The sequence below is a fragment of the Pedococcus bigeumensis genome, from assembly GCF_006438965.1.
GTDB classification, from domain to species: Bacteria; Actinomycetota; Actinomycetes; order Actinomycetales; family Dermatophilaceae; genus Pedococcus; species Pedococcus bigeumensis_A.
On sequence record NZ_RCZM01000007.1, the window covers coordinates 16,275 to 31,877 of the forward strand.

Below are 15,603 nucleotides of genomic sequence, written 5' to 3' on the forward strand. Positions count from 1 at the left end.
GCAGTAGATGACTGCGGACCCACGGGAATGGCGCCCGGGCCCCTTGTGGAGCGCCCGAAAGGGCCCTGACCAGCGCAAACGCGGTCGGGGCCCTTCGTCATCTCGGCGCGACAGGGGTAGGTTGAACCCGAAGTGCGGCGCCGTCGGTGTCCTCACCCCGAGCCATGGGAGCCATTGGTGCGAGTCGTCGTCATGGGCGCTGGAGGCTACGTCGGCAGCCGCTTGGTGCCCGCCCTCCTCGCGGCGGGTCACGAGGTCACCGCTACCTTCACCGACGCCACGACCGCGGGCCGCTTCTGGTGGGCAGGCCAGGCCGATGTCGTGGAGATGGACGTCCGCGAGCGGGCGTCGGTGCGTGCCGCCACGGACGGGGCCAGCGCCCTGTACTACCTCGTCCACGGGCTCGGCGGGGTGGACTTCGCGACGAGTGACCGGCAGGGCGCCTACAACGCGGCGCACGCCGCCGTCCGCGCCGGGGTGGAGCGCATCATCTACCTCGGCGGGCTCGTCCCTGACATCGCCGACACCGACCTGTCACCGCACCTGAGGTCGCGGCTCGAGGTCGAGGAGGTGCTCACCGACTCCGGGGTGCCGACGCTGGCGCTGCGTGCGGCGATGGTCATCGGCAGTGGCTCGACCTCGTTCGAGATCATGCGCCAGATGAGCGAGCGGATGCCGGTCCAGGTGCTGCCCACGTGGATGGACAGCCAGGTCGAGCCGGTGGCGGTCACCGACGTGATCACCGCTCTCGTCGGTGCGCTGACGGCACCCCTGCTCAGCCGCGCCTTCGACGTGGGCAGCGGGGAGCGGATGGCGTATGCAGCGTTGCTGCGGCTCTACGCGGACCGGGCCGGGCTTCGACGCGTCCAGGTGAGCGTGCCCGGACTGCCGACCGCCCTGGTGTCGAGGCTCGCGCCGATCCTCACGCAGGCCCCGGCAGCGACGGTCCAGACGCTGGTCGAGAGCCTGCGCCACGACATGATCTGTGGCCGCCAGGACTTCATGGTCCAGCTGATGCCACGACGGCACGTGCTCACGCCGGTGGCCGAGGCCCTGGACCGCGCCCTGGCGCTGCCGGACGAGACGGTGCCGGACTCACAGCGCGACGTCATCGGACCGCTGACGTCCGACGTGCCCTGGGCGGGGGGACAGGTCAGTCGCCGGAACGGGATGCCCGTGCACCGCGGCGACGGGTGGCGTGGCCTGCTGCTCGGCCCGGCTCCGGACCCGGGGGCACCTGCCGCGCTCTGACTCAGCCGCGTCGGGTCTTGAGCTGTCGTTCGAGGTTGCGTGCGAAGCCGACCCCCATCGCGGCGATGACTGCCTGCATCGATGCCTGCACGGCAGGCTTGGCGATCTTCGGGAAGGGCAGGTCGACGTCGACGCCCAGCTCGATGGCCAACCGGGTCCCCTCGCCGCTGTCGGTCAGCGCGTAGATGCCCTCGACGCCCGCGCGCTCGTCGCCCTTCGGCGCATGGGTGTAGACGATCCGCTCGTTGGGCGTGAACTCCATCCGCTCCGTGAAGGACAGCCCGATGCTCTTGCCCAGCACCTCGATGGGAGACAGCTTCCACAGCCAGGTGTCGCCGTGGTCCTCGATCGAGCGGACCATCGGTGTCAGCTTGGCCACCTGCTTCGCGTCGCTCAGCACCGCCCACACGGCGTCACGGGGGTAGGGCACGACCGCGGTGGACCGCTTGGAGGCTGAGAAGACCGACATACCCGCGAGTCTGGCTCATGGGCGTCGGGGCTGCCCCACAGGGATGTGGAGGCAGCACCGGCGGCACCGCGCCAGACTGGTGCCATGGTCGAGCGGAACTGGGCAGGCAACCACACCTACCGGGCGCAGCGGGTCGTCCGGCCGACCAGCACCGAGGAGCTGCAGGAGCTGGTCGCCGGTGCGGGCCGGGCCCGGGCCCTCGGCTCGCGACACTCGTTCACCGACCTGACCGACACCGACGGCCTGCTCGTGTCCCTCGCCGACCTCCCGTCCGAACCGCTCATCGACGAGTCGGCGCGCACGGTAACCGTCGGAGCCGGCCAGGACTACGGAACGGTGACCCCCGCGCTCGAGGAGCGTGGCTGGGCCTTGGCGAACCTCGCCTCCCTACCGCACATCAGCGTCGGCGGGGCGGTCGCAACCAGCACCCACGGGTCGGGCGACCGGCTCGGGTCCTTGGCCTCCGCAGTCGCCGCCATCGAGCTCGTGGGGCCGACCGGCGAGCTGCGCACGGTGGTGCGCGGTGATGCTGACTTCGAGGGCAGCGTGGTGGCGATGGGTGCGCTCGGCGTCGTCACCCGACTGACGCTGGACGTCGAACCCAGCTACCTGATGCGGCAGGACGTCTACACCGGAATGCCTTGGCACGTGGTCGAATCCGAGTTCGACGCGATCACCGGAGCGGCTGACAGCGTCAGCCTGTTCACCCGGCTCGACGACCGCGGTGTGCTCCAAGTCTGGTGCAAGAGCCGGTCGGCGGACGCGCCCGGGGACCTGTTCGGGTCACCACGCGCGAGCGGGCCGCTGCACATGCTGGACGGCGCCTCGGCCGACTCGGTCACCGACCAGAGCGGAGCGCCCGGACCCTGGCTCGAACGCCTCCCGCACTTCCGTCGTGAGTTCACCCCGAGCCGAGGGGAGGAGCTGCAGAGCGAGTACCTCGTCGAACGGTCCGTGGCGCTCGATGCCCTTGCGGCCCTGCGGTCCCTCGAGCCGCGGTTGCGCTCGGTCCTCCAGAGCGTCGAGATCCGCACCGTCTCTGGGGACAACCTCTGGCTCAGCAGCTCCTACCGGCGGCCGACGGTGGGCTTCCACTTCACCTGGCTCCTCGACGAGCCGGCCGTGTATGCAGTGCTGCCCGAGATCGAGGCCGCCCTCCTGCCGCTGGGCGCGCGACCGCACTGGGGCAAGTGCTTCGTGGCCACCGCCGAGGAGCTGGCGCCGTGGTACCCGCGGTGGGCGGACTTCCGGGCACTCCGGTCGAGTGTCGACCCGGACGGAAAGTTCGCAAATGCCTTCCTCGATCGAGTGCTGGGCTGAGCCGCTGCCGTGAGAGTCTGGCCATCGTGAGCGAACCAGCGTCGGCCGCCCCGCGCAGGGGACGTCCCGGCTACGACCAGGAGACGGTGCTGCGTCGCGCGATCGAGCTGTTCAACGAACAGGGCTACGACGGCACGAGCATGGGAGACCTGGCCCGCGAGCTCGGCTTCACCAAGTCCGCCATCTACCACCACGTCCCGAGCAAGACCCACCTGCTGTCCCTCGCCCTCGACGAGGCCCTCGACGGGCTGACCCAGGTCATCGAGGAGGCGAGCAGCGGCGCGCCCGGCCGCACGGCATACGAACGGCTCCGTCAGGCAGTGCACAGGAGCGTCGAGGTGCTGGTCGAGCACCAGCCGGCCGTCACCCTGCTCTTGCGGGTGCGTGGCAACAGCGAGGTGGAGCTCGCGGCGCTGCGCCGCAGACGCGAGATCGACGCGCGCCTCGCCGCGCTGGTCAAGGAGGCGATCGACGAGGGTTCGCTGCGCACCGACGTCGCGCCCGCGCTGGTGAGCCGGTTGCTGTTCGGCATGGTCAACTCACTGGTGGAGTGGCACCGCGCCGGCGGTGGGGTGGACGGGGTTCAGCTGTCCGAGGCGATCACGACGATCGCGTTCGACGGGCTGGCGATCAGGCCGCTTCACCAGTCGTAGAAGCCCCGTCCGCTCTTGCGCCCCAGCTCGCCCGCGGCCACCTTGTCGCGCAGCAGCTGCGGCGGCTCGAACCGTGGTCCCAGCTCGCGGGCCAGGTGCTCGGCGATGGCCAGCCGGACGTCGAGGCCGACGATGTCGGTGGTCTTGAGCGGTCCCACGGGGTGCCGATAGCCCAGGGTCATCGCCGTGTCGATGTCCTCCGCCGACGCCACGCCCTCCTGAACCATCCGCATCGCCTCGAGGGCGATCGCGACACCGAGCCGGCTGCTGGCAAAGCCGGGTGAGTCCTTGACCGTGATCGCGGTCTTGCCCAGCGCCGCCACCCAGCCACGCGCCTGCTCCACGAGCGGGTATGCCGTGTGCTCGCCGACCACGACCTCGACCAGGTCGCTGGCGGGGACCGGGTTGAAGAAGTGCAGGCCGATGAAGCGCTCGGGTGCGGTCAGGCCCGCAGCGATGGCGTCGATCGACAGCGAGCTGGTGTTGGTGGCGAGCACCGCGTCGGGCACGACCTGCTCGACCCGCTGGAAGACGGCCAGCTTGAGAGCGGCGTCCTCGGGCACGGCCTCGATGACCAGCTCGACCTGCGCGAGGTCGTTCGTGTCCGTGGTGGTGGTGAGCCGGGCGGCGGCTTCGTCGGCGGTGCCGCTCAGGGCGCCGCGCTCGGCCGCCTTGCCCAGGCTGCTGACGACGCGCTCGCGAGCTGCCAGTGCCGACTGGTCGTCGCCCTCCACGACCACGACCCGGCAGCCAGCCGCGAGGAAGGTGTGGGCGATGCCGGCGCCCATCCGGCCACCGCCGTAGACGCCGATGAGGGTGGGCAGGACGGCGGGCGAGTCGGGCATGGTGGCTCCGTTCGGGCGGGCGTGTGGAGAGGGGTCAGGGGCGTTCGAGGAGCAGGGCGCTGCCCTGGCCGACGCCGACGCACATGGTGGCCAGGCCTCGCTTGGCGTTCGCGCGTTCGAGCCGGCCGAGCAGCGTCACGACGATGCGGGTGCCGGAGCAGCCGAGCGGGTGGCCGAGGGCGATCGCTCCGCCGTCGGCGTTGACGAGCTCATAGTCGAGGCCGAGGTCGCGGATACACGCGATCGACTGCGAGGCGAACGCCTCGTTGAGCTCGACGGCATCGAGGTCGTCGACCGTCCACCCGGCCCGCGTCAGCGCCTTGCGCGTCGCGGGGACGGGCCCGATGCCCATGATCTCCGGAGCCACACCGGCGCTCGCGGCCGCGACGACGCGCGCCCGGGGCGTCAGGCCGTGCTCGGCGATGAACCGCTCACTGGCGACCACCACTGCGGCGGCACCGTCGTTGAGGGCACTGGAGTTGCCGGCCGTGACCAGCCCGTCGGGCCCGTGGATCGGGCGCAGCGCGGCCAACCGCTCGAGGCTGGTGTCGGCGCGTGGCCCCTCGTCGACCGCGAACTCACCGTCACGCAGCGGTACCGCGATCGTCTCAGCCTCGAAGCGGCCGTTCTTGATGGCGTCGAGCGCCCGCTCGTGCGATCGGAGGGCAAAGGCGTCGAGCTCGTCACGGGTCAGGTTCCATTGCTGCGCAACGCGTTCCGCCGTCTGCGGCATCGTCAGGGTGGTGTCGGCGTCGAAGCGCGGGTTCGCGAACCGCCAGCCGATCGAGGTGTCGAAGGTTGCCCCCGGCCGGGCGAACGCCTTGGTCGGCTTCTCGGTCACCCAGGGTGCGCGGGTCATCGACTCGACCCCGCCGGCGACGACGACGTCGGCATCACCGGCGGCGATCATCTGCCGCGCGGTGGCGATGGCCGTGAGGCCCGAGGCGCAGAGCCGGTTGACGGTGAACCCCGGCACCGACTGGGGGAGCCCGGCAAGCAGGACCGCCATCCGCGCGACGTTGCGGTTGTCCTCTCCTGCCTGGTTGGCCGCACCGAAGACGACCTCGTCGATCAGCTCGGGGTCGATACCGGAGCGCGCGACGGCCTCGCGGACCACGAGCGCCGCAAGGTCGTCGGGGCGCACCGAGGCCAGCCCACCGGCATACCGGCCGATCGGCGTGCGGACGCCGTCGACGATGAAGGCCTCGGTCACGGTGTGCTCCTTGGGGTGTCGCGGAGGTCAGGCGTCGAAGTCGACGGTCACGGCGTCGCTGACGGGATAGGACTGGCAGGTGAGGACGAAGCCTTCGGCGACCTCGGCCTTCTCGAGCGCGTAGTTGCGCCGCATGTCGACCTCACCGCCGCGGACCAGCGCCCGACAGGTGCCGCAGACACCGCCTTTGCAGGCGAACGGCAGGTCGGTGCGCGACGCCTGGGCCGCGTCGAGGATCGACTGCCCGCGCGGCATCGGGGTGGTCGAGCTCAGCCCGTCGAGCACCACGGTCACGTCACTGGTCTCTCCCTCGACGACGGCATCGGCACGGTGCAGCTCGGGCGGCGGCTCGTCGACGTAGAACAGCTCGAAGTGGACACGGTCCTCGGCCACACCCACCTCGGCCAGCACCTCACGGGCGGCGCCGATCATGGTGAACGGGCCGCAGAGCCAGACGTCGTCGACGTCGTCGATGGGCACCAGCACGGCGAGCAGGCGGCGCAGCCGGTCGGCGTCGATCCGGCCGGAGAAGAGCTCCACGTCGCGGGGTTCGCGCGACAGGACGTGGATGAGCTGGAGCCTTGCGCCGTAACGGTTCTTGAGGTCGGCGAGCTCCTCGGCGAACATCACCGAACCGGTGGTGCGGTTGCCGTAGATGAGGGTCACCTCGGCGTCGGGGTTGCTGAGCATGGTGCTGGCGATGGACAGCATCGGCGTGATGCCGGAGCCCGCCGCGATGCACAGGTGGCGCCCTCCCGTCGCGGGGTCGGCCCGGAAGCTGCCCGACGGCGTCTGCACCTCGATCTCGGTGCCCGCCTCCACCTCGTGGACCAGCCAGTGCGAGAAGAGCCCGTCGGGGATCTCGCGGACGCCGATCCGTGGCCGTTCGCCGACGGCCGCGCAGATCGAGTAGGTGCGGCGGTGCTCCTGACCGTCGATCGTGCGCCGCAGCGTCAACGACTGTCCCGCAGCGAAGTCGTAGGCCGCGGCGAGCTCGACCGGGACGTCGAAGCTCACCGCGACGGCGTCGTCCGTGAGCTGCTCGACCGAGTGGACGGTCAGCATGTGGAAGACGGGGGCGGTGCGCCCCGGTCGCTTGAGCAGCAGCGAACCCGTGGTGGCGGTCACGACCTAGATCTCCTTCACGTGCTCGAACGGCTCGAGACAGCTCGTGCAGCGGTAGAGCGCCTTGCAGGCGGTCGGCCCGAACTCGGAGGTCAGCTCGACGGCGCCGGATCCGCACTGCGGGCAGTGCAGCTCGCGCCGGGTCGGCATCAGCGAGAGGGCGACGGGGCCCGAGCGCACCGGAACCCTGCCGGGAGCCGACAGGCCGTGGTCGGTGAGCGCCTGTCGGCCGCGCGCGGTGATCCAGTCGCTCGACCAGGCGGGGGACAGCGACACCCGGATGGTGGCGTCGGCGAAGCCGGCCACGCCGAGCACCCGGACCAGGTCGTCACGCATGGTGGCCATCGCCGGGCAGCCGGTGTAGGTCGGCGTGATCGCCACCGTGACGGCGCCGGACCCGGACACCTCGACGGACCGCAGGATCCCGAGGTCGTCGAGGGTCAGCATCGGCATCTCGGGGTCGGTGACGCTGCGCGCTGCGGCCAGGGCGCGCTCGCGGATGCGCGTGGCGTCGTCGGTCGCAGTCGCAGTCGCAGTCGCAGTCGCAGTCGTCGTCGTCATGGTCACCACTGACCCATCGGGTGGGCGCGGGCGACGACCTGCATCTCCCCGACGATCCGGCTCAGCGCCTCGGTGTGCATGCCGTCGCGGCCCTGTCGGCCCTGGACGGCCGCCAACGGCGCCTTGGTCGGCTGGTCGACACCGCTGAGCGCGAACACCTGCGCGAGGACGACGGCGACGGCGTCGGCGACCGTGGCGGGGTCGACCCCGACGCCGGCGGCGGCGACTCGTGCCTCGACGGCGTGGGTCGCGAACATCTCGGCCTGCAGCGGCGAGACCTGCCCCAGGGCGGCGTCGATGCGGCGACGGGACTCCTCGGTTCCTCGCGCCAGGGTGAGGAACCAGCGCCCGGCGTAGTCGCGGTGGTAGGTCAGCTCCTTGATCCCCTTCGCCGCCACGGCGGACAACACGTGGTCGCGGCTGTCGACGAGCTGTTCGAAGATCGCGATCCGCGCGCTCGAGTGAAGCAGCAGCTTGACGATGGTCACGGCGAAGTCGCCGTTGTCCAGCTCGACGAGGCGCACATTGCGGAACTCGCCGGCGTCGCGGAAGAAGGCCAGGGCGTCCTCGGCCGGGACGGGCGATCCCTCGGGGAGAGCCGGCACGAGCGAGGGGTCGGCTGCCGCAGCACGGGCGAGCAGCAGCCGGGCCTGGCCAAGCAGGTCGAGTGCGATGTTGGACAGCGCGATGTCGTCCTCGAGGTCCGGCGCGCGGCTGCACCACTCCGAGAGCCGCTGCGACGCGATCAGTGCGTCGTCGGCGAGCATCAGGCAGTAGGTGCCCAGGTCCGCGGCGTCCACCCCCTCCGGCATGGTCGTGTCGACCCCGGCCAGCGGGTCCTCGAAGTCGGTCCCGAACGCCCAGTGCGACGGGTCGCCACCGAGCAGCCCGTCGTAGACCGACCCGTGTGCGTCGTTCGGGTCGGGCGCGGGGTGCGACGGCTGGTGGACGACGTCGTCGGCCACCGACTGGATGGCGTCGAGCTCGTCGGGCATTGCTGTCTCGTCAGGCATGGGTCAGCAGCTCACATGTGGGGGACGTTGTCGGGGATCTCGTAGAACGTCGGGTGCCGGTAGACCTTGTCGCCGCTGGGGGCGAACATCGGGTCCTTCTCGTCAGGGCTCGACGCCGCGATGTCCTTGGACTGCACCACCCAGATGCTGACGCCCTCGTTGCGGCGGGTGTAGACGTCGCGGGCGTGGCGCAGCGCCATGTCGTCGTCGGCGGCGTGCAGCGAACCGACGTGCACGTGGTTGAGCCCGCGCTTGCCGCGGACGAAGACCTCATAGAGGGGCCACTCGGCGCGGACCCGCTCCTCGGGGGATGTGGACTCAGTCATGCGGTACCTCCTCCGGCCACCTCGGAAGGTGCCGCCTCGAACGCTGCGCCCTCCAACGAGACCTGGTGCGCGGCATACGCGGTCGCTGCCTCACGCACCCACGCACCGTCCTCGTGGGCGGCGCGGCGGTGGGCGATGCGCTGGGTGTTGCACGGGCCGTTGCCCTTGACGACCTGCATGAACTCGTCCCAGTCGGGCTGGCCGAAGTCGTGCGCCTGTCGCTCTTCGTTCCAGCGCAGGTCGGGGTCGGGGAAGGTCACGCCGAGCGCCTCGGCCTGCGGCATGGACATGTCGACGAAGCGCTGGCGCAGGTCGTCGTTGGTGTTGCGCTTGATGCCCCACGCCATCGACTGGGCCGAGTTGGGCGACTCGTCGTCGGGCGGCCCGAACATCATCAGCGCCGGCCACCAGAACCGGTTGACCGACTCCTGCACCATGGCCCGCTGCTCGTCGGTCCCGCGCATCATCGTCATGAGCAGCTCGTAGCCCTGCCGCTGGTGGAAGGACTCCTCCTTGCAGATCCGGATCATCGCGCGGCCGTAGGGCCCGAACGACGTCCGGCACAGCGGCACCTGGTTGCAGATCGCAGCGCCGTCGACCAGCCAGCCGATCGTGCCGACGTCGGCGTACGACAGCGTCGGGTAGTTGAAGATCGAGGAGTACTTCTGGCGGCCCTCGATGAGCATCTCGGTGAGCTGGCCGCGGCTGACGCCGAGCGTCTCGCAGGCGGAGTAGAGGTAGAGCCCGTGGCCGGCCTCGTCCTGGACCTTGGCCAGCAGGATCGCCTTTCGGCGCAGCGAGGGGGCGCGACCGATCCAGTTGCCCTCGGGCTGCATGCCGATGATCTCGGAGTGCGCGTGCTGGGCGACCTGGCGGACCAGCGTCTTGCGGTAGCCGTCCGGCATCCAGTCGCGGGGCTCGATCCGGTCGTTGCGGCTGATCGTCGCCTCGAACTCGGCGAGCAGCTCCGCCTCGCCGTCGGTCCCGGTCGGCGCAGTGGTGGTGTCCGTCATGCAACCCTCCGCAGTGAGGCGATTAACTGACCGAGCGGTCTGTAATAGTGTCGCAGGCGCCGTCGGGTGTTGGCAAGCAAGCAGGTGGCAACCACGGTATGCCGCCCGGCTGGCAGTGCCTACGCGCGCGGCGAGGTGGGCATTACTCGCGAGTCACCCGTGATCGGTGGCAGGCTCGGGGCCGGTGCCCCGAGCCACCGCCTGAACCGCACCTCCGAACCACCCACGGCTCCGGCCACCTGACCGCTGTTCGTCGTCGCTGGGAGGCCCATCCGTGTTCTCGCGCATCGCCATCGTCAACCGCGGCGAGGCCGCCATGCGGCTCATCCACGCGGTGCGCGACCTCAACGCGCAGGCGGGTGCCGATGGACACCGCATCGAGACGGTCGCGCTGCACACCGAGGGCGAGAAGCGGGCCATGTTCGTCCGCGAGGCCGACCACGCCTTCAACCTTGGCCCGGCGGCCAACCGCCCCTACCTCGACTACGCGGTTCTCGAGAACGCCCTGACGGCCACCGGCTCCGACGCGGCCTGGGTGGGCTGGGGCTTCGTCGCCGAGGACCCGAACTTCGCCGAGGTGTGCGCCAAGATCGGTGTCACCTTCATCGGCCCCAGCCCTGAGGCCATGCGCAGGCTCGGCGACAAGATCGGGTCCAAGATCATCGCCGAGGAGGTGGGCGTCCCGGTGGCCCCGTGGAGTGGTGGCGGGGTCGACACCCTCGAGGACGCCAAGGCCGCAGCGGCCAGGATCGGCTACCCGCTCATGCTCAAGGCGACCGCGGGTGGTGGTGGTCGTGGCATCCGGATGGTGGCCTCCGATGCCGACCTCACCGATGCCTACGAGCGCACCCGTGACGAGGCGCAGCGCGCGTTCGGCTCCGGTGTGGTCTTCCTCGAACGCCTCGTCACCGGAGCCCGCCACGTCGAGGTCCAGGTCATCGCCGACGGGCAGGGCACCGCATGGGCCATCGGTGTCCGCGACTGCTCGATCCAGCGCCGCAACCAGAAGGTCATCGAGGAGTCCGCCTCACCGGTCCTCGAGCCCGACCAGGTGGCTGAGGTCAAGGCCAGTGCCGAGCGCCTCGCCGTCGCGGTCGGGTATGCCGGTGCCGGCACCGTCGAGTTCCTCTACCACCCGGGCGAGCGGTTCTTCGCGTTCCTCGAGGTCAACACCCGCCTGCAGGTCGAGCACCCCATCACCGAGGTCACCACCGACACCGACCTGGTCAAGCTGCAGATCCACGTGGCCGGAGGCGGCCGCCTCGAGGGGGAGCGTCCCCGGGAGGAGGGGCACGCCGTGGAGGCCCGGCTCAACGCCGAGGACCCGGACCGCGACTTCGCCCCGTCACCGGGCCGGATCGCCCTGCTCAACCTCCCCTCGGGCCCCGGCATCCGGGTGGACACCGGTGTGGGAGAAGGGGACTCGATCCCCGCGGACTTCGACTCGATGATCGCCAAGATCATCGCCGTCGGGCGGGACCGCGACGAGGCACTGGCTCGGCTGCGTCGCGCCATGGGCGAGACCACCGTCGTCATCGAGGGTGGCTCGACCAACAAGAGCTTCATCCTCGACCTGCTCGACCAGCCCGAGGTCATCGACGGCAGCGCCGACACCGGGTGGATCGACCGGGTGCGCGCCGAGGGTCGTCTGGTGTCGCACCGCCACTCCGGCGTCGCGCTGGTCGCGGCCGGTATCGAGGGCTACGAGGACGAGGAGGAGGTCGAGCGCACCCGGCTGCTCGAGACCTCCCGCGGTGGGCGGCCCCAGGTGCAGCACCGCACCGGCCGCGCCATCGACCTCAAGCTGCGCGGCACGGCATACAAGGTGACGGTCTGGCGGATCGGGCCGCACAAGTTCCGCGTGGCGATCGCCGCTGGCACGACGGAGCAGACCGTCGACGCCGACCTCGACCGCCTCGACGAGTACACCAGCCGGCTCACGATCTCGGGTCGCACCCACCGGCTCATCACCGCCACCCACGGCCCGGTCCAGCTCGTCGAGGTCGACGGTGTCACCCACCGGGTCAGCCGCGACGAGGGCGGCGTGCTGCGTTCGCCGGCGCCTGCGCTCGTGGTGGCCACACCCGTGGCCGTCGGCGCCGAGGTCGCGGCCGGGGCCCCGGTCCTCGTGCTCGAGTCGATGAAGATGGAGACGGTCCTGCCCGCGCCGTTCGCCGGTCGGGTCAAGGAGCTGCTGGTCTCGGCCGGCAGCCAGGTCGAGACGGGCACCCCGCTCGTCCGGCTCGAACCCGTCGGCGACGACGCCGCCGCGGCGGATGCCACTGCCGACGACGCGGCGGTCGACCTCGACCTGCCCGACGGCGCCACGACCGGTGCCGGCGCAGCGGCCTCGGCCGACCACGCCCGAGCCGCGCTCGCCGCCATGCTGCTCGGCTACGACCTCGACCAGCGCGACGAGGGCAGCACCCTCACCAGCTACCTCACCGCGCGGGACGAGCTGACCGCGCAGGGCGTCTCCCAGATCGGTGCCGAGATCGACGTGCTCGAGGTCTTCGCCGACTTCGCCGAGCTGAGCCGCAACCGGCCGGCCGGGGAGGAGGCCCACGTCGAGCACCGGGTGCACAGCCCGCGCGAGCACTTCCACACCTACCTGCAGAGCCTCGACCCCGACCGTGGCGCGCTCCCCGAGCAGTTCCGCACCAAGCTCTCCAGTGTCGTGCGGCACTACGGCATCGACAGCCTGGACCGCACGCCGGAGCTCGAGCAGGCGGTCTTCCGGGTCTTCCTGTCCCAGCAGCGCTCTGCCCCCGATGTGGCCCTCGCGACGTCGCTGCTCCAGCGCTGGATGGCCGAACCCTGCCCCGAGGCCCCCCTCGACGCTGCCGCCCGCGAGGTCCTCGACCGGCTCGTGGTCGCCACCCAGCTGCGCTTCCCCGTCGTGGGCGACCTCGCCCGCAGCGTCCGGTTCCGCTGGTTCGACCAGCCCCTCGTCGACGCCGACCGGGCCAGCATCCTCGGTGGCGTCAGCGACGAGCTGACCGCCCTGGAGGCGATGCCCGAGGGCGCCGAACGGGCCCGCCGGATCGACGCGCTCGCCGCCATCCCGGAGCAGATCGTGCAGTTCCTCGCCGAGCGGCTCGAGCGCGACGTCCCGCAGCGCGAACCCATGCTCGCCGTCCTCATCAAGCGGCACTACCGCGACCACGACCTCACCGGACTGCGCGAGCTCGCCGTCGGGGAACGGCCGTTCGCCGTCGCTGACTACACCCTCGACGGTCGCCCGACCCACCTGGTGACCAGTGTCGGCCGCGTCGACGAGCTCACTCCCGACGGCGAGCTCGAGGGCGCCGTGTCGGCCCAGCTGGACGAGGCTGCTCCCGGTGCCGAGGGCGTGGTCGACCTCTACCTGTCCTGGCCCGACGAGCCGGCTTCCCCCGAGGACGCCTCTGAGCGTCTCGGCCAGCTCCTCGCGGGTATGCCGTCCGCCCAGCGGGTGCGTCGCGTCGCCGTCGCGGTCTGTCCCGGCGCGGGCCGCGCCGTGGCCTACTTCACCTTCCGCCCGGATGGTGAGGGCGCCATGGTCGAGGACCGGCTGGTCCGTGGGGTCCACCCCATGGTCGGGCGCCGCCTGAACCTGTGGCGGCTGCGGGACTTCGAGGTGACCCGTCTCGAGGCCCCCGACGACGTCCTGCTCTACCTCTGCACCGCCCCCGGCAACGAAGCCGACCAGCGCCTCGTCGCGCTGGCCCAGGTGCGCCAGCTCGTCGTCGTCCGCGACGAGCAGGGCCAGGTGACTGCTCTGCCACATGCCGAGCGCGCCATCGCCAACTGCCTCGAGGCGATCCGCCGCGCGCGGTCGGCTCGCGGGGCTGCCGGCGCCCGGCTCGACATGAACCACGTGTGGGTGCACATCTGGCCGCCGGTCGAGGCCGACCTCAACCAGCTCACCGCCCTCCAGGCCAGGATCGCGCCGCTGACGGCCGGAGCCGGCATCGAGGAGGTCCTGGTGCAGGGCCGGATCGCGACGCCGGACGGTGCCAGCGCACCTCTCGCAGCGCGGTTCCACTACCAGCCCGGTTCGGGTGTCGTGACCTCCGTCGAGGAACCGCCGACCGAGCGGCTGAAGCCGCTGGACGACTACGCCCAGAAGGTCGTCCGAGCCCGGCGTCGTGGGGTGGTCTACCCCTACGAGCTGCAGGCGATGATCGCCGGACCCGGCGGCACGGCGACCGAGTACGACCTCGACGACACCGGCGTGCTGGTCCCGGTCGACCGCCCCTACGGTCTCAACAAGGCGGGGATCATCGCCGGCGTCATCACGACGCCCACCGAGCGCTATCCCGAGGGCATGACGCGGGTGCTGCTCTGCGGCGACCCGCTCAAGGCCCTCGGTGCCGTCTCCGAGGCCGAGTGTGCCCGGATCATCGCGGCGCTCGACCTCGCGGAACAGATGCAGGTCCCGGTGGAGTGGTTCGCGCTGTCGGCCGGCGCACGCATCTCGATGGACTCCGGCACCGAGAACATGGACTGGGTCGCCAAGGGGCTCAAGCGGATCATCGAGTTCACCCAGGCGGGCGGCGAGATCAACATCGTCGTCGCCGGGATCAACGTCGGTGCCCAGCCCTACTGGAACGCCGAAGCCACGATGCTGATGCACACCAAGGGCATCCTCGTGATGACTCCCGACAGCGCCATGGTGCTGACCGGCAAGCAGTCGCTCGACTTCTCCGGCGGAGTCTCGGCCGAGGACAACTTCGGCATCGGCGGCTACGACCGCGTGATGGGTCCGAACGGCCAGGCGCAGTACTGGGCGCCGGACCTCGCAGGGGCCTACGGCGTGCTGATGGCCCACTACGAGCACACCTATGTCCACCCCGGTGAGCCCGGCCCGCGCCGCGCGAAGTCCACCGACGACGTCGCCCGCGACGTCACGGCATACCCGCACGTCATGCCCGACTCGGGCTTCACGACGGTGGGCGACATCTTCTCCTCGACCACCAACCCCGACCGCAAGAAGGCGTTCGACATCCGGATCGTGATGGCGGCGGTGGCCGACCAGGACCACGCCACGCTGGAGCGCTGGGCCGGCATGGCCGACGCCGAGACGACCGTGGTGCAGGACGCGCACCTCGGCGGAATCCCCGTCTGCCTCATCGGCATCGAGTCCAAGAACGTCCCGCGACGCGGCTTCCCTCCCACCGACGGGCCGGACACCTACACGGCCGGCACGCTCTTCCCGCGGTCGTCGAAGAAGGCCGCCCGCGCGATCAACGCGGCGTCGGGCAACCGACCCCTCGTCGTGCTCGCCAACCTGTCCGGCTTCGACGGCTCCCCGGAGTCGATGCGCAGCCTGCAGCTCGAGTACGGCGCCGAGATCGGTCGTGCCATCGTCAACTTCGAGGGACCGATCGTGTTCTGCGTGGTCAGCAGGTACCACGGCGGGGCCTTCGTGGTCTTCTCCAAGGCACTCAACCCGAACATGACGGTGCTCGCGATCGAGGGCTCGTTCGCCTCCGTCCTGGGTGGCGCCCCCGCAGCGGCGGTGGTGTTCTCCCGAGACGTTGATGCCCGCACCGCTGCCGACCCGAGGGTCAAGGATGTCGAGGCGCGGCTGGGTGAGGCCACGGGCGCCCAACGCGCCGCACTCGCCACCGAGCTCGCCGACCTGCGCACAGCGGTGCGCAGCGAGAAGCTCGGAGAGGTGGCCTCGGAGTTCGACGCCGTGCACAGCATCCACCGCGCCGTCAGCGTCGGGTCCGTCGACGCCGTCATCGACCCGCACGAGCTCCGCCCACGGATCATCGCGGCCATCGAGGCGGGACTGGGGCTCTGAGCTCACTGCGCCCGCCCAGT

The 15,603-nt window shown here is 71.1% G+C and carries 12 protein-coding genes; 4 read left to right on the forward strand and 8 right to left on the reverse strand.

The features are described from left to right. Nucleotides 1-177: 177 nt before the first annotated feature. Nucleotides 178-1,251 carry an NAD(P)H-binding protein gene (locus EAH86_RS18225; protein ID WP_140743431.1) on the forward strand — a complete coding sequence of 358 codons (1,074 nt, stop codon included), beginning with the start codon at nucleotides 178-180 and terminating at the stop codon, nucleotides 1,249-1,251. A gap of 1 nt (nucleotide 1,252) precedes the next feature. Here the strand turns inward: EAH86_RS18225 and EAH86_RS18230 are convergent, their stop codons facing one another. Further along, complete coding sequence (locus EAH86_RS18230; RefSeq protein WP_140743433.1) at nucleotides 1,253-1,720, reverse strand: SRPBCC family protein; 468 nt, start codon at nucleotides 1,718-1,720, stop codon at nucleotides 1,253-1,255. Nucleotides 1,721-1,804: 84 nt separating this feature from the next. Here EAH86_RS18230 and EAH86_RS18235 point away from each other — a divergent pair, with 84 nt between their 5' ends. Further along, nucleotides 1,805-3,040, forward strand: a complete 1,236-nt coding sequence (locus EAH86_RS18235) for a D-arabinono-1,4-lactone oxidase (protein WP_140743435.1) — start codon at nucleotides 1,805-1,807, stop codon at nucleotides 3,038-3,040. 26 nt (nucleotides 3,041-3,066) lie between these two features. Continuing rightward, complete coding sequence (locus tag EAH86_RS18240) at nucleotides 3,067-3,693, forward strand: TetR/AcrR family transcriptional regulator (RefSeq protein WP_206665888.1); 627 nt, start codon at nucleotides 3,067-3,069, stop codon at nucleotides 3,691-3,693. Here the strand turns inward: EAH86_RS18240 and EAH86_RS18245 are convergent. The 7 genes from EAH86_RS18245 to paaA are packed head-to-tail and all read right to left on the reverse strand — an operon-like array spanning nucleotide 3,681 to nucleotide 9,789. Beyond that, complete coding sequence (locus tag EAH86_RS18245; protein ID WP_140743437.1) at nucleotides 3,681-4,538, reverse strand: 3-hydroxyacyl-CoA dehydrogenase family protein; 858 nt, start codon at nucleotides 4,536-4,538, stop codon at nucleotides 3,681-3,683. The two genes, EAH86_RS18240 and EAH86_RS18245, sit on opposite strands and share 13 nt — an antisense overlap. 34 nt (nucleotides 4,539-4,572) lie before the next feature. Then, nucleotides 4,573-5,751, reverse strand: a complete 1,179-nt coding sequence (locus EAH86_RS18250; protein WP_140743439.1) for a thiolase family protein — start codon at nucleotides 5,749-5,751, stop codon at nucleotides 4,573-4,575. 27 nt (nucleotides 5,752-5,778) lie between these two features. Further along, nucleotides 5,779-6,879 (reverse strand): 1,2-phenylacetyl-CoA epoxidase subunit PaaE, encoded by a 1,101-nt coding sequence (paaE, locus tag EAH86_RS18255; RefSeq protein ID WP_241668452.1) that lies wholly within the window; start codon nucleotides 6,877-6,879, stop codon nucleotides 5,779-5,781. A 3-nt stretch (nucleotides 6,880-6,882) separates the two neighbouring features. Continuing rightward, entirely contained in the window at nucleotides 6,883-7,437 is a 555-nt protein-coding gene (gene paaD / locus EAH86_RS18260) for a 1,2-phenylacetyl-CoA epoxidase subunit PaaD (protein WP_140743441.1), read from the reverse strand. 2 nt (nucleotides 7,438-7,439) lie between these two features. Then, nucleotides 7,440-8,450 (reverse strand): 1,2-phenylacetyl-CoA epoxidase subunit PaaC, encoded by a 1,011-nt coding sequence (paaC, locus tag EAH86_RS18265; protein ID WP_206665889.1) that lies wholly within the window; start codon nucleotides 8,448-8,450, stop codon nucleotides 7,440-7,442. 11 nt (nucleotides 8,451-8,461) lie between these two features. Then, nucleotides 8,462-8,776, reverse strand: a complete 315-nt coding sequence (gene paaB / locus EAH86_RS18270; RefSeq protein ID WP_140743443.1) for a 1,2-phenylacetyl-CoA epoxidase subunit PaaB — start codon at nucleotides 8,774-8,776, stop codon at nucleotides 8,462-8,464. Beyond that, nucleotides 8,773-9,789 carry a 1,2-phenylacetyl-CoA epoxidase subunit PaaA gene (gene paaA / locus EAH86_RS18275; protein WP_140743445.1) on the reverse strand — a complete coding sequence of 339 codons (1,017 nt, stop codon included), beginning with the start codon at nucleotides 9,787-9,789 and terminating at the stop codon, nucleotides 8,773-8,775. Before paaA ends, paaB begins: the two co-directional genes overlap by 4 nt. 274 nt (nucleotides 9,790-10,063) lie before the next feature. On the opposite strand from paaA, the gene EAH86_RS18280 reads away from it, so the two are divergent. Next, nucleotides 10,064-15,583 (forward strand): carboxyl transferase domain-containing protein, encoded by a 5,520-nt coding sequence (locus EAH86_RS18280; protein ID WP_140743447.1) that lies wholly within the window; start codon nucleotides 10,064-10,066, stop codon nucleotides 15,581-15,583. The last annotated feature ends 20 nt before the right edge of the window (nucleotides 15,584-15,603 follow it).

What these genes read in the sequence shown, in the direction of transcription:
- paaD (WP_140743441.1), bottom strand. Translation starts at nt 7,437, where the DNA reads ATGACGACGACGACTGCGACTGCGACTGCGACTGCGACTGCGACCGAC.
- EAH86_RS18230 (WP_140743433.1), bottom strand. Translation starts at nt 1,720, where the DNA reads ATGTCGGTCTTCTCAGCCTCCAAGCGGTCCACCGCGGTCGTGCCCTAC.
- EAH86_RS18245 (WP_140743437.1), bottom strand. Translation starts at nt 4,538, where the DNA reads ATGCCCGACTCGCCCGCCGTCCTGCCCACCCTCATCGGCGTCTACGGC.
- EAH86_RS18235 (WP_140743435.1), top strand. Translation starts at nt 1,805, where the DNA reads ATGGTCGAGCGGAACTGGGCAGGCAACCACACCTACCGGGCGCAGCGG.
- paaC (WP_206665889.1), bottom strand. Translation starts at nt 8,450, where the DNA reads ATGCCTGACGAGACAGCAATGCCCGACGAGCTCGACGCCATCCAGTCG.
- paaA (WP_140743445.1), bottom strand. Translation starts at nt 9,789, where the DNA reads ATGACGGACACCACCACTGCGCCGACCGGGACCGACGGCGAGGCGGAG.
- paaB (WP_140743443.1), bottom strand. Translation starts at nt 8,776, where the DNA reads ATGACTGAGTCCACATCCCCCGAGGAGCGGGTCCGCGCCGAGTGGCCC.